Origin of the sequence: Psychrobacter sp. Arc29 (assembly GCF_041431175.1) — a bacterium.
In the GTDB taxonomy this organism is placed as follows: domain Bacteria; phylum Pseudomonadota; class Gammaproteobacteria; order Pseudomonadales; family Moraxellaceae; genus Psychrobacter.
The window spans coordinates 63,349-77,971 of sequence record NZ_JASMRR010000004.1; the positions used below are offsets into that span (position 1 = coordinate 63,349).

Genomic DNA, 14,623 nt, shown 5'->3' on the forward strand with positions numbered 1-14,623 from the left:
CTAAGGCCAGATTAGCAACTGCTGATCTGGCCTTTTATTTAAGTAGGTTTTAATGACTAATCTTTTCTGTCAGTACACCCATACTATAAAGCATGAAAGCAATCACTGTCAGTGCTACGATAAATGGTGTCAGTATCCAAATCACCACGTTAATCAGAATTGACGGCAGCAATCCATTAAATAGCTCGAGATCTGGGGTAAAAAAATCTGTCATCACATCCACTGCACGCTTGGCAATGGGGAAGAGTAGAGTGCTAAGGGCCAACATATAGATATATTTGCTAAAGCCTGGGTCACTCATGACGACCATAAAATAGAACACTGAAAAAAAAGTGATACCTAGCGCCCAGCATTTGAGAGTGTAGCTTAAACGAATCATGTCATTTCCTCCCCAAGCTTTTCGATAAACATGCGTAGAAAGAACTACGCTATATATCCAAAATTTTGAATATATATTATATGTTATAATACGAATATATAGATGAGTCAACTGTTTTTTATTCGAATAACAAATCTCTTTTAGCTAAAAAATAAGAAAGTATAGAGATATTTTGAGTAGATATTTGCCTTAAAATCTGTTTATAGTCAATCCTCTATAAAATAGTTACAGCGTTAGCCTCACTTGAAGTATCACATATACATCTGCGCTCGGTTGCCCTGTATCTTTTTTAAACTGAATCCACTATATCAGTGAATGTTTCGATACTCAGATGCGCTCTTGTAGCTACAAGAGGATAGCGCTAGAAAGCATTAGAAAATAGCAATCAATTTATAATTTGTGGCGGTAAATAAATGATCAATTCATTGAATCGTTCTGTAAGTACGCTGTAGAGATGGCTTTGCTATAAAGGCGTTACATACCTCACGTTGATAAGTCCCAGAGTTACCATCACAACGATAATAAAATCTTGCCGCTATAGGTATACATGATGAGACAATTATCACATTAGCTCACTGCTCGGACTGACTCCAAACAGCCGCTTGTATTCTCGGCTAAATTGACTGGGGCTTTCATAGCCAACTTGCATGGCTATTTGCGATATGTGTGCTCCTTGCCCTTGTATCTTAATCAATCGTTTTGCTTCCATTAATCTTAAGCTTTTTTGATACTGTAGTGGACTCAATTGGGTGATTTCTTTGAAGTGCTGGTGAAACCCTGAGACACTCATGCCGCATCTATTGGCTAGACTCTCTACCATAATAGGCTCATTTAAATGCGACTTTATCCAGTCAGTGGCTTGGGCAATACGGTGTGTATGGCTACCATCAACGACCAACTGCCTAAGCTTGTTACCTTGCTCCGCTGAGAGTAGTCGATAATATATCTCTTGTTGAATCAGTGACGCCAAAAATTCAATATCGTTTGGATAATCAAGCAAGCCTATCAATCGATCAAACGCTGCCATTATTGCATCATCTAACGGCCACTTTATACCTAAATGACCATTTGCTGGGGGTGTTTTAGAGGGTATTTGCGCCAATATCTCTCTAATCATGGCGAGATTTAATTTCATGGATAAGACGATAACAGGACTCTCTACTGAGGCATGTTTTATATGCATGCTCAGCGGAATATTGACAGGACAAAACATCAAGTGGCTATTACTGAATCTTTGGCAGTCCGCTCCTAAATAAATCTCACGCTCACCTTGCAAGACAATACAAATGCTTGGCTCTTGGATATAGCTAACAGCTTTGCTTGGTTTATCGGCACAGTAAAAAAATAGCCCTGCAACATCAGATTCGAGGGTTTGATTCCTAGGCAGTATATTAAGAAGTCGGTCAATGGTTTCTTGATTCATGAGGATAGCTTGTTTTGTAAGAATGACTGATAGTATAAAAATCTATAGGATTAGGCAAGAGTTATAGAGGTCTGTTCTAACGGATAACTGCCAGCGATTCTATAATAGTCTTATCGCAACAGCGTAAGTACGACCTCTAATAATATAGATAAGGAATTATAAATCATGAAAATATTTTATAAAACTCGCGCGACAGCCACTGGTGGACGTTCTGGTCATACTGGATTAGATGATGGTTCATTAGGGCTTGATTTGGTGTCTTTTCAAGAACAAGATAAAGAAGGTGTGAATCCAGAGCAGCTTTTTGCTATGGGTTATGCCGCTTGTTTTGATAGTGCTTTGAGCATGGTTGCACAGCAAATGAAACTGCCTGTCACCGCTTCTAAAACCTCTGCGCAAGTCGGTATCGGTATGAAAGCAGATGGTAGCTACAACTTGGATATAGAGTTGCATGTCGAAGTATCAGGTATTGACGAAGCGCAAGCGCAACAGTTGATCGAAGCCACACATCAGGTGTGCCCATATTCTAATGCCACTCGTGGCAATGTAGATGCCCGCTTAGAAGTGACCGTTATTTAAAGGCTTTTAGCTTTGCTTTTACTGGTAGCAAGCGAATCATTGACTCAATATGATAGCTTACACAAAACCGCCTCGATTTTTATAAATCAGGGCGGTTTTATGCTATCTAGTAGAATAGAATAGAATAGAATAGAATAGAATAGTAGCGCGAAACTTTATCTTTGATAAACAGCATCAAATAGCTGGTCAATGTCTCGATATTGTCTGCACTATTTTCCTTGTTTGCCTGCGACTTATCTCATTTTTAAAATAGTGACATGCCCTAGGCTGGCACTTTTTTATTTAAGGTAAACACCAAGACTGCGCCTAAAATAACTGCACTGGCAATAATAAATGGTAACGTTAGTTGCTCAGATAAAAATATCGCACCTAGCAACGCAGCAATCACAGGGACACATAGCTGAACAATAGCCGCTTGCGTGTTCTTTAATAATGGCATTGCAGTATACCAAATACTGTAGCCCACCCCTGATGCGATCGCTCCTGACGCACAGGCGAGCAATATCCCTTCGCTGGTAATACTTTCTAAGCTGATGTTCGTTAAGCCTATTTCATCCAGATACATTAGGCCCACCAGCAGTAGTATCGGAACGGCTACCAAACTTCGCACAAAGTTAAACCCTGTTGCTCGTAGCGGTGAGATGCATGATTTACCGCGTATGCTGTATACTCCCCAAGCCGCGCCGCTCATAGCCATCAATGCTGCGGCTAGTGGTGATGGAATGGCGGCTGATGGCAACATCAAATACACGAATCCTGCCACTGCGACGATAAATGCCAACCATTGTAGTGCACTGAGCTGTTCTTTTTTGTAGATACCCCAGCCAATCATCGTGAGCTGAACCGCCGAAAACAAAATCAAAGCACCCGTGCCAGTATCAAGCTCTACATACGCAATCGAAAAACACAGCGCGTAAATGACCAAGCTGACACTACTGAGCCAACTGCCTTTGTCATTTAAGATAGCATCAACAGCAGGCTTGTCAGCGGTGAGTGCTTGACGCTGTAGTCTGTAGGCGTGAATCGTCATGATAACAATTAGGCAGGCAGCCGCACTGAGCAGACGAATGACCGTAAAACTCCAAGCATCTATATAACCTTCTGCTAGCGCCATCCGGCAAAACAGGGAGTTTGCGGCAAATGCGATCAACGCAATAATAGTATAAACAGTGGCTTTCAAAAATAATTCCTACAATGAATAAATGGCACAAAACAGGCAAACATAGGATTTTAGTTTTGGGTATGTATGTATTAGTGTCATGATGGCTTATTTTTAGCGAAAATAATCGCCGTCTCACAAGACAGGATATTTTGTCGTACTTGTGGCAAAAAGTCTTTCTTAAATGAGAATAACGATAGTTGTATTGACGATAAGGTCTGAAAATAGGGATGATGTGCTTCGCATCAAACGAACTATTAGAACAACATTCATTAAACACAATACATCATATAAATAAATTGGAAATGAGAATATGGATTGGGCAAGTATTTTTATTCATGACACAACTTGGTTGTTTGCCGTTGAAATCTTAATACGTGTCACCGTCATGTTTGTATTAATTATCACGTTCTTGCGCTTCACTGGCAAGCGCGGCGTTCGTCAGCTTTCTATCTTTGAGCTGACCATTATCCTATCACTTGGCTCTATCGCGGGTGACCCTATGTTTACTGAGGATTTGCCGATTATTCAAGCCGTATTGATCATGGGTTCAGTTATTGTTCTTTACCGAATCTGTACGTGGGTTATGATGAAATGGCAGCCTTTTGAAGACTTGTTGGAAGGCAAATCACTTTATATCGTAGAAGATAGCATGCTGGTATTGGATAAGATTAAAAAAGGCAAAATGTCTCATGATGAGTTTTTTGCTGAAATGCGTCAACAAGGCGTTGAGCATTTGGGTCAGGTACGTGTTGGTTTGCTTGAGACCGATGGCAACTTTAGTATTTTATTGCATTCCTCTGAAAATACAGTTTACGGCATGCCATTGTTTCCTAAACAATATCAAGCTGTTGAGCAAGTAGAGATAGGGGCTCATTACGCCTGTATGTATTGTGGTTATGTCGAGCAGATATTAGAAGCTGATAAATGCTGCCCGCGCTGTGAGGATAGTTGCAATAATTGGGCTAAAGCATTAAACAATCAGATAGTCAAGTAGCGTAACGACTAGGCTAATATAACGATAATGCTGCTTTATCAACTAAGCTAAGGCAGCATTACTTCAAACTATTATCAGTTTATGTGACTTTCTTCATACAGCGCGTGTCTTATATCACTTATGTAACTTTGTACCAGTCAAGTTTGCGAGTCATTACCATGACGCAGGCAAGTACCATAAAGCAGAATATCGCGCCCAGTAATAGATTGAGATATTCTGTACTTAGAATGCCGAAAAAGGCAGCATATAACCCAGCGAGTGTTGCGGTAAAAATTAAAGCCCGTTTCAAACCGCCAAATACATAGTAGCTATACCAACCAATAAGTCCCACGCATGCGCTAGCGGCTACAGTATATGCTTGCCAAAAGACGATTTGCTCAGCAAGTGGTAGCAATAGGACATAAAAAACGAATAACGCGCAGCCAACGAGCAGATACTGAATAGGGTGAATGCGACTGGATTTAAGCACTTCAAATAAAAAGAAAGTGCCAAACGATACCAAAATTAATAGCAGGGCATACTTCATGGTTCGTTCAGTTTGTAGGTAAACATCATTAGGACTCGCAAAACTAACCCCAAAGCTGTTTAACAGAACATTTTGATTACTACCAGCTACCGCCGCACTGTCTGCCGTCAGCCCCCTTGATGAGTCAAACGAATCAGGGTTATACGACTGGCTATCGGGATCGAGCGTGGGTTCATTGATGATGGTGCAGTGGTGGTTAGGCGTGCTGATACATTGGGAAAGCGATTGATTGTTGGCGACGGTCAGATATTGATTTTGCCAACTGGCATCAAACCCTTTATCGGTAATACTTTTAGTGTTTGGTAGCGCCTTACCGATGAAGTTTGGTGTTTGCCAATCACTATGCATAGACAGCGTAAAGTTCTGCCCAGTAGGCACCGTCGTTAAATTACTAATACCAAATAAGGGCAAATCGATCGTAATCTTGAGCGCTTGATTGTCTTTGGGGTTAGATGGTTGGCGATCTACCTCTGATTTATCTGGATTTTTATCTATTGCGCCCGTGGCAACGAGGGTCTCTTTATTCTGCTGGCTAGTAGGATCTATTAATTGAGCCAATACGTCTTCAGGAATATTGACTTCAACATAGGTTAGGTCCTCTATCATTGGTATCTGAGGATAGCTCGCTCCAATCGATTTTTGATTGATTGTGACGGTAGGCAGGGTAGCGACACCGCGTAAATCAGACACAGGAATGAGCAGTTTTGCCTTATTCCAGTGGGTGATGGTTTGGGTTAATTGCGTTTTGTCTGCATTAGGAGATGTCATTATTGAATCTGCATCATTACTCAGTGCTGTTACGGTACTGTCTACATTTCCTAAAGTGTCTGCAAACGTATAACTTTGATCGAATGTCAGCTGACCATCATAGCTAGTGGCACTATAGATACCGCGCTTATAAGTGTCTGTGCTTACTTTTAGGTTTTGTGCAGCCTGCGTCTGAGTGGCAAATACCGTCTCAATTTTCGAGTATGGTGACTCGCATTTGCTCTTTATATTTGGTGTGTCTGATGCATCTGGCTGACAGGCTGGGGTGACTGTCGTAGGAACGGCGATAAATGGGGTGATGACTTCTTGTGGATTGACATGCTGCTGGGTGATCTCTTGTATTACTGATTTTGCGTAGTATTGCCTCTCATAGATGATATTGCTAATCATACTAAGTCCGATCAAAAAAACAATACAAAGCCCTACAATGATGGTTAACTTAGTCAATAATGTTTTTTGCATGTTGTCGCCTCCTACGTGTCTTTAATTCACAGCTGCCGAGATAGCAGACTGTGGCTTTAAAGAACATCATAGGGAGGGCATAAAGAGAAAATGTGCAGGAACGATGAAAAGAGTGTGAAAGGATAGGTATCAGGATTTTTAAGTCAATGTTTTTGAATCAGTGTTTTTTGAGTATTAATGCTTTTTGGTATCGCCAACGACTTTATCCATAATAGCGAATAACAAGCCAGACAATACAAAGGTCATGTGAATAACAACTTTCCACATGAGTTTATCAGCATCAAGCTCACTCATGCCACTGGAGATATCCATAAAGGATTTCAGAAGATCAATCGCCGAGATAGCGACGATCGCTCCGATGACTTTTAATTTTAAGCCCGAAAAATCCACCTTTCCCATCCAGCTAGGACGATCATCATGAGTGCCAGTGTCGATTTTTGAGACAAAAATCTCGTAGCCACTGAATATAATGATGAGCAATAAGCTGGCAACCAGCGAGATATCAACCAATACCAGTATGTCTACGATCACGCTGGCTTCAGAAGCTATGAGAATATCAGCAAACATATACCATAGCTTTTGGACAAACTTAATAAATAATAAAATAATACCTAACACCAACCCTAGATAAAAAGGCGCCAGTATCCAGCGGCTATTAAATATGGTTTTTTCTAAGTAAAGCTCAAACTTCTTTAGCATGGGTATCTCTTCAGTTTCAAATACAAAAAAGTTTTAAAGATATAAATATAGGTAAGTTTAGCTCTGGTCAGGCGATATGTTGTCTATATTAGCGAGCTGCGTTACTACTTGCCGGACACGTTCTTTTCTATCGCCACTAATACGCTGAAACGGTTTTCGGTGCTTACTTAATTGACTGGCAAAATAGGCACTTATCTCATCACGTTGGTGCGGACTGTCTCGCAGGTCATCAGCCACCCATGGTATATCAACCTCAGTTAATAGTATCAAATCATAATGATGCGCCAATGCTGCTTGCTCAAGAGCGGCAGGGCAGTCGTCATAATACCAATGAGAGTAGACCATTAGCTCAAACAGACTGGTATCACAAAACAAATAGCGGTTTTCATTAGACATTTGGGTGACTTGTTTGGCCAGTTTGTTCTCTAACGCTATCTGACCTTGTGCGATAGGTAGTAGGTCATCCCATGTACAAGTCAGATGCTCATCATCCCACTTCGCTTGCAAGTAAGTGCGCATATATTCTGACACCCACAGACTATCGAAGTGCGCTGCCAAATCACGGCATAGGGTTGTTTTCCCCGTACTTTCTGCGCCCAAAACCGCAACAGTAATGACAGATTCAGGCGTATGCTGCTCGAGGTTGTATACGGTAGCGTCGTTGCCATTCATAATATGCCCAGATTGCGATGAGAGTGAAGACTACATATTGTAGCGCAGTAAAAGTAAAGCCTTTATAAAAGTATAGTGGTACCGATATCGCATCAGCAATAATCCATAGTATCCAATGCTCAATTTTGCGCCTTGCCATAAGCCACATTGCCATCAGGAACAAAGCTGTAGTGAGCATGTCGGTATAGTCCACCCAAGTGAATAGATGCACACCAAGGACGGCACCATCAAAGCTAAAGCCGTTGTTAATCACTGGACGGAAATAATATATCAGCGCCACAAACGACATGGTTGCTATTGCCAAAGCAGACAAGATAGGTATATCGCCTGCATGTAAGTGCTCAATACGGACGTTGTTTGACTCATGAGCCTCTATAGACTGATTCTTTTTGTTTTTTGACCAGTTAATCCAACCATATAAACTCATCACCGTATAGTAAGCATTGATGAACATATCGCCAAACAGCTGCCACTTCCATAGTAAATACACAAATATCGCCGTGCTGACTAAGCCAATTGGAAATACTAAGATGTTGGTTTTGCTGGCAAGCAAGACACTTGCCACACCAAAGACCACGGCAATCAACTCTAGGACGATAAATGTCGTGGAGTAGTCCGCATATTGACCAAATAACCAGTTAAGAAGTTCTGCCATTAGTATTCCTAAAGATGAGCGTGTATCGAGTGCTTAGTTGGTTACACAGAGCAAAATGGCGCTAATTATAACGTAGCTATCAAAGAATGACGTGAGTCTTTGCTTATTTATCGCCAGAAACAGATTATTTGTAACAAAGCATTAGAAAAAATTTAATATTCAGGCATAATAAAGGCACTGATTTTAAGTTTACAGTTATTCACTGAAATTGAATGGCTATTATTTTCCACTTTTATGCTTATTCCAAGCACCACAGTAGTAGACAAGGAAGCGTATCATGACGACTTGTATCACGGGCACAGGCCTGTATATCCCACCTTACAGCATTAGTAACGAAGAGTTAGTAGAATCATTTAACCAGTATGTTGAAAATTATAATGCAAAGCATGCTGATGAGATAGCAGCAGAGACTGTTACAGCACTTCAGCCTTCTTCGGCCGCTTTTATCGAAAAAGTATCTGGTATCAAATCACGTTATGTGATGGAAAAAGACGGTATTTTAGACCCTGAAATCATGGCACCAGTCATTGCCTATCGTAACTTAGGTGAAGAGCTGTCTGTTATGGCAGAAATGGGTGCAGCTGCGTTAAAAGACGCATTGGCTGATGCTGGACTTGAAGCCAACGATCTAGATGGTATCATCCTTGCTTGTTCAAACTTCCAGCGTACGTATCCTGCGGTTGCCATCGAAATTCAGAATGAGATTGGGATGGTAGGCGGCTTTGCTTATGATATGAACGTTGCTTGTAGTGCGGCAACGTTTGGTTTATCGCAAGCGCATGGCTCTATCGTTTCTGGTCTGGCTAAGCGTATCGCTGTGGTTAATGTTGAAATCACTTCAGCGCATCTAAACTGGCGCAACCGTGACAGCCACTTTATCTTTGGTGATGTGGCGACAGCTTCTATTGTTGAAGAATTAGACACACCGAAGGGTTATGAGATTCTAAATGCTAAACTGTTTACTCAGTTTTCGACCAATATCAAAAACGAATATGGCTTTATGGATCGCTCAGAGTATCTAGCCGCGCAAACAGAGATGTATCCAGACATCAAAGCGCCGGTCACTGATAAACTGTTTTTGCAAAATGGTCGCAAAGTATTCCGTGAAGTTTGTCCAAAGGTGTCTGAGGTTATCACTGAGCATCTACAAGAAAATGATATACCGACCTCTGATGTTAAGATGATGTGGCTACACCAAGCCAATGCCAATATGCTAGATTTGATTCTACGCACTGTCATCGGTAAAGAAGCAGATAAAGCGATTGTTCCAAGCGTCATTGCTGAATTTGCTAATACTAGCTCAGCGAGCCCTATGATTGTATTCCATCGCTATAAGGATGAGCTAGCATCAGGTGATTTGGGTGTTATTTGCTCATTTGGTGCCGGTTACTCTATTGGCTCAGTATTGGTTCGTAAAGTCTAACGTCTCAATACGACAACTTTATATAGATAACAATATTATAGATAAAAATAGCTAAGAGTCTTCTTGGCTATTTTTTTGTCTACTAATCTTGATATCAGAACCAAGTATCTTTATTTAAGAATAAGTAGAGATATTTGAGAGTATAGTGACAAGATTGCTCAGAATATCGAGAAGAATGCTTAGAGGTTTTAATTTACCCCAAAAAATTTGCTATAATCACGGGCTTATTCCTCTTATCCAATTAAAAGTCCTTTTATGAAAGAATCCTTACGCCTGCGTTTAGACCAGATGGTAGACCGTTATGAAGAGGTCACCGCCTTGTTATCAGATCCTAGTGTCATCAGTGATAATAATAAATTTCGCGAATTGTCTGTCGAGCACAGCGACTTGATGGACATCACGACCTTATGGCAGAACTATTTGGGCGCAGAAACGGATCAGGCCGATGCTGAGGCGATGCTAGCTGACGCGACAGATCCTGACATGAAAGAGATGATGCTCGATGAGATTGAGACGGCGCGTGATACTATCGTAGAGATGGAAGAAGCGCTTAATGTCATGATGCTACCAAAAGATCCTAACGATAAGGTGCCAGCATTCTTGGAGATTCGTGCTGGGACGGGCGGCGATGAAGCAGCGATTTTCTCTGGTGACTTGTTCCGCATGTATCAAAAATACGCGCAGAGCCAAGGCTGGACACTAGAAGTGCTCTCTGCAAATGAAGGGGAACATGGCGGTTATAAAGAAATCATCACTCGCGTATCGGGTAATAGCGTATATGGACGTCTAAAGTTTGAATCGGGCGCTCACCGTGTACAGCGTGTTCCTGAAACTGAGAGCCAAGGTCGCGTGCATACGTCAGCTTGTACGGTTGCGGTCATGCCAGAAGTTGAAATCGATGATACCGTTGATATCAATCCTGCCGATATTAAAATGGATACTTTTCGCTCAAGCGGCGCGGGTGGTCAGCACGTTAACACCACTGACTCAGCCGTACGTTTGACGCATATTCCGACTGGTACTGTGGTAGAGTGTCAGCAAGAGCGTAGTCAGCACAAAAACCGTGCGCATGCGATGAAGATGCTGGTCTCTAAAATCCAGCAAGCCAAAGTGCAAGCGCAGGTCGATGTAGCGGACTCTATACGCCGTGACTTGGTCGGTAGTGGTGACCGCTCAGAGCGTATCCGTACCTATAATTTTCCACAAGGCCGTATGACCGATCACCGTATCAACTTAACGCTATATAAGCTTGACTCTATCATGGAAGGTGACTTGGATGAGATTCTTGATGCACTGTTACGTGAGCATCAGGCTGACTTGATGGCCAGCATCGGCGGTGACTAATTGCTTTTTAATGGTCAATAAATCCATATCTTACAGGTGAGAAATATAATGAATAATCGCTTAGCTTTATTTTTTATGGGTTTGTTTTCCTTATTATTTATATCTGCCTGTCAGACACCAGCAATGACAGAAGAACAAAATAATGCCAATTCTGCATCCAAAAGCGTAGAGATGCTGGCAAAAGAATGCCTTGCAAAAGGCGGTGAGTACACCAAAGAAGGTCGACTACAAGCCTATCGCTGCGTACAGCAGTTTTCAGATGCAGGAAAATCTTGTAGCGACAGTTCTGAGTGCCAAGGCAAATGTACCAATTCGGATACTGCTATTGAAGCTGGCACGGCAAACGTCACCGGAACCTGTGCCGCCAATGATAACCCTTTTGGTTGCCGTCAAACTATTGAGGGCGGCGTCGCTAAAGGATTTTTGTGCGTAGATTAATCTTATAAATTTTTAAATATAAAAACTAACTTATCAACATTTGAGAGTGTTATGTCAAAAGCCAATAATCAAAATCAAGACCAAACTCCAGTACAAGATACCAATGAGCTAATCGCACAGCTGCAAGCCAAGCTAGACGATATCAGCGCATCAGGCAAACAGCCGTATCCGAATACCTTTAAACGTACGGATTATGCGCAAGATTTGCAAACGGCTTTTGATGGTGTATCAAAACAAGAAATCGAAGAAAAAGCCGCGAATGGTGAAAAAACACAGGTAAATGTGGCAGGTCGTGTCATGCTCAACCGTGGCTCATTTATCGTAATTCAAGACATGACGGGCCGTATCCAGTTATATGTGGCGCGTAAAGAGCTTGATGACGAGACGCGTGCAAGTATCAAATCCCTAGATTTGGGAGACATCGTTGGGGTATCAGGCTATATCGGTCGCTCGGGCAAAGGCGATTTATATGTGCATATCGAAGAGATTACCTTATTAACTAAATCGCTACGTCCGATGCCAAACAAATTCCATGGCCTAGCAGATGTAGAAGCGCGCTATCGCAATCGCCACCTTGATTTAATGACCAATGAAACGACTCGCGATACCTTTATGGTTCGCAGTCAGATCGTCAGCGACATTCGTCAGTTTATGCTGAATGAGCGTTTTATGGAAGTTGAAACGCCAATGATGCATCCGATTCCAGGTGGCGCGGTAGCACGTCCATTTGAGACGCATCATAATGCTTTAGATATGCCACTATACCTACGTATTGCACCTGAACTTTATCTCAAGCGCTTGGTCGTTGGTGGGTTTGAGCGCGTATTTGAGATCAACCGTAGTTTCCGTAATGAAGGGGTCTCAACCCGCCACAACCCTGAATTTACGATGATTGAGTTTTACCAAGCCTATGCTGATTATCATGATTTGATGGATTTGACTGAGCGTATGTTTAACCAGCTGGCAACCGACGTATTGGGCACAACAGAGCTGACCTATCAAGAAGAAGCCATCAGCCTAAAAGCACCATTTGCTCGTTTATCCATGTCTGATGCGATTGCACAATATGCTGAAGGCTTTGATATGAGCCGCATTGATGATCGTGAGTATTTAGCTGATTATGTCGCTAATACACTTAAGCAACAAGTGAAAGAGGTGTTCGGTGTGGGCAAATTAAAAACCATCATCTTTGAAGAAACCGCTGAGCATCAATTGCGTCAGCCAACGTTTATCACTGAGTATCCAGCTGAGACCTCACCACTTGCACGCCGTAGTGATGACAATCCTGAGATCACCGATCGTTTTGAGTTGTTCATTGGTGGTCGCGAGTTGGCGAATGGTTTTAGCGAGCTTAATGACCCAGCGGATCAGGCGGAGCGTTTCCGTGGTCAAGTCGCCGAAAAAGACGCGGGCGATGATGAAGCGATGCACTTTGATGAAGAATATATCGAAGCATTGTCTTATGGTCTGCCGCCAACAGCAGGCGAAGGTATTGGTATTGATCGTCTAGTGATGCTATTTACTGACTCAGCCAGTATCCGTGATGTGATTTTATTCCCGCACATGCGCCGCAAAAATGATTAATGAGTCGTTAAACAAAGTCGCTTATTAAGCGCGGCTGAGTCATAATCAAATCAGCAAGAAGCCAGACGAATGCGCTGGCTTTTTGCTATAATAAATACCGAAAAACCGTATTAAAAATAAGAATATTAACCACTTGGCACAATGGATAGCTATGTCGCAGCAATATCAAGTTTTAGCTCGCAAATACCGGCCCAAAAACTTTCATGAGTTGATTGGGCAGACGCATGTCTCGCAAGCGCTGATTAATGCGATTGATTATAACCGTCTGCATCATGCGTATCTGTTTACTGGTACCCGCGGTGTGGGTAAGACGACGATTGCGCGTATTTTATCTAAATGCTTGAACTGTGATACGGGTATTACTAGCACGCCGTGCGGGGTTTGTGATAATTGTGTGGCGATCGATCAAGGGCGTTTTATTGATCTTATCGAGATTGATGCCGCCTCTCGTACCAAGGTTGAAGACACGCGCGAGTTGTTAGACAACGTTCCTTATGCGCCAAGCCAAGGCCGTTATAAAGTTTATTTGATTGATGAAGTACATATGCTGTCGACCCACAGTTTCAACGCGCTTCTCAAAACGCTAGAAGAGCCACCTGAGCATGTAAAGTTTTTACTAGCGACCACTGATCCACAAAAATTACCGATTACGATTATTTCGCGCTGCTTGCAGTTCGTGCTGCGTCCACTACCGCAAACATTACTTAGCGAGCATTTATCAAATATTTTAACTAAAGAGCAGGTTGGGTATACTCAGCCTGCCATTTGGCAACTTGCAAGTGCAGCCAAAGGCTCTGTGCGTGATGCTTTATCCTTGACAGATCAGGCTATTGCTTTTGGTCAAGGTGCGCTTGATGATGCGACTGTCAATGCAATGCTTGGCCTGATCGATGCTGCTGACTTGGTACGTCTAATTACAGATATTTATAACCATGATAAGTCCGCTGTTGCGGTACATATTGAGCAGATGCGTGCGCAAATGGTCGATGCAACCAGTATGTTTGATGGACTGGCTGAGCTATTACATCAATTGGCATTGACCCAGCTATTGCCAGAAGTTGCCCTCAACGTCAATGAGGCACAAGCAAAAGACATTCATATACTCGCCCAGCATATCAGTCCTGATGTATTGCAGCTGTACTATGAAATCGTTGTACAAGCGCGTGAAGGCGTCAAGCTTGCCAGTACCCCTATGCAAGCGCTTGAGATGTGTATTTTGCGACTATTGGCATTTCGTCCATTGCCAGTCGATGAAGTATTGAGCGTTACTAATAACACTAATTTTTCTTCTATAGAAGTGCCAGTCATAGAGCCAACTTCTTCAATGCCATCTTCAAACGCTATTACGCATGAAGCGTCAGCGCCATTACAGCCTTATGATATTGACTATCAAGCGCAAAGTCATGATGAATTACAAAGCCCTATTTATAATGATGATAGTTTCAGCATAGATGACTCTATCGGACAAAATGATAGCGTAGTATACTCAGCTACTAGTCCTGAGCCAATTGCTGA

The 14,623-nt window shown here is 42.2% G+C and carries 14 protein-coding genes; 7 read left to right on the forward strand and 7 right to left on the reverse strand.

From position 1 onward, the window contains the following. Positions 1 to 49 precede the first annotated feature (49 nt). Both QO189_RS06785 and QO189_RS06790 read right to left on the reverse strand, forming a co-directional pair. Positions 50 to 379 (reverse strand): hypothetical protein, encoded by a 330-nt coding sequence (locus tag QO189_RS06785; protein WP_371532093.1) that lies wholly within the window; start codon positions 377 to 379, stop codon positions 50 to 52. Between the two features lie 562 nt (positions 380 to 941). Next, on the reverse strand, positions 942 to 1,802 hold the full coding sequence (locus QO189_RS06790) for an AraC family transcriptional regulator N-terminal domain-containing protein (RefSeq protein ID WP_371532094.1): 861 nt from the start codon (positions 1,800 to 1,802) through the stop codon (positions 942 to 944). Positions 1,803 to 1,967: 165 nt separating this feature from the next. Here QO189_RS06790 and QO189_RS06795 point away from each other — a divergent pair, with 165 nt between their 5' ends. Continuing rightward, positions 1,968 to 2,381: an organic hydroperoxide resistance protein gene (locus QO189_RS06795; protein ID WP_371532095.1), complete on the forward strand. Its 414-nt coding sequence runs from the start codon at positions 1,968 to 1,970 to the stop codon at positions 2,379 to 2,381. 262 nt (positions 2,382 to 2,643) lie between these two features. Here the strand turns inward: QO189_RS06795 and QO189_RS06800 are convergent, their stop codons facing one another. Beyond that, positions 2,644 to 3,561 carry a DMT family transporter gene (locus tag QO189_RS06800; protein ID WP_371532096.1) on the reverse strand — a complete coding sequence of 306 codons (918 nt, stop codon included), beginning with the start codon at positions 3,559 to 3,561 and terminating at the stop codon, positions 2,644 to 2,646. 292 nt (positions 3,562 to 3,853) lie between these two features. On the opposite strand from QO189_RS06800, the gene QO189_RS06805 reads away from it, so the two are divergent. Further along, positions 3,854 to 4,537, forward strand: a complete 684-nt coding sequence (locus QO189_RS06805) for a DUF421 domain-containing protein (protein ID WP_371532097.1) — start codon at positions 3,854 to 3,856, stop codon at positions 4,535 to 4,537. A 118-nt stretch (positions 4,538 to 4,655) separates the two neighbouring features. Here QO189_RS06805 and creD read toward each other — a convergent pair whose 3' ends face one another. From creD to pnuC, 4 genes are all read right to left on the reverse strand, one after another. After that, positions 4,656 to 6,293 (reverse strand): cell envelope integrity protein CreD, encoded by a 1,638-nt coding sequence (gene creD / locus QO189_RS06810; RefSeq protein WP_371532098.1) that lies wholly within the window; start codon positions 6,291 to 6,293, stop codon positions 4,656 to 4,658. Between the two features lie 174 nt (positions 6,294 to 6,467). Beyond that, positions 6,468 to 6,992: a TIGR00645 family protein gene (locus QO189_RS06815; RefSeq protein WP_371532099.1), complete on the reverse strand. Its 525-nt coding sequence runs from the start codon at positions 6,990 to 6,992 to the stop codon at positions 6,468 to 6,470. A 57-nt stretch (positions 6,993 to 7,049) separates the two neighbouring features. Further along, positions 7,050 to 7,664 (reverse strand): AAA family ATPase, encoded by a 615-nt coding sequence (locus tag QO189_RS06820; protein WP_371532100.1) that lies wholly within the window; start codon positions 7,662 to 7,664, stop codon positions 7,050 to 7,052. Then, entirely contained in the window at positions 7,615 to 8,319 is a 705-nt protein-coding gene (gene pnuC, locus QO189_RS06825; RefSeq protein WP_371532101.1) for a nicotinamide riboside transporter PnuC, read from the reverse strand. Before pnuC ends, QO189_RS06820 begins: the two co-directional genes overlap by 50 nt. 277 nt (positions 8,320 to 8,596) lie before the next feature. Here pnuC and QO189_RS06830 point away from each other — a divergent pair, with 277 nt between their 5' ends. The 5 genes from QO189_RS06830 to dnaX form a co-directional block, all read left to right on the forward strand. After that, positions 8,597 to 9,742 (forward strand): beta-ketoacyl-ACP synthase III, encoded by a 1,146-nt coding sequence (locus tag QO189_RS06830; protein ID WP_238038258.1) that lies wholly within the window; start codon positions 8,597 to 8,599, stop codon positions 9,740 to 9,742. Positions 9,743 to 9,997: 255 nt separating this feature from the next. Continuing rightward, entirely contained in the window at positions 9,998 to 11,086 is a 1,089-nt protein-coding gene (gene prfA, locus QO189_RS06835) for a peptide chain release factor 1 (protein ID WP_371532102.1), read from the forward strand. Positions 11,087 to 11,134: 48 nt separating this feature from the next. Next, entirely contained in the window at positions 11,135 to 11,524 is a 390-nt protein-coding gene (locus tag QO189_RS06840; RefSeq protein ID WP_371532103.1) for a hypothetical protein, read from the forward strand. Positions 11,525 to 11,575: 51 nt separating this feature from the next. Then, positions 11,576 to 13,108 carry a lysine--tRNA ligase gene (lysS, locus tag QO189_RS06845; RefSeq protein WP_371532104.1) on the forward strand — a complete coding sequence of 511 codons (1,533 nt, stop codon included), beginning with the start codon at positions 11,576 to 11,578 and terminating at the stop codon, positions 13,106 to 13,108. 151 nt (positions 13,109 to 13,259) lie between these two features. After that, a partial coding sequence (gene dnaX, locus QO189_RS06850; protein ID WP_371532322.1) for a DNA polymerase III subunit gamma/tau occupies positions 13,260 to 14,623 on the forward strand: 1,364 nt, incomplete at its 3' end.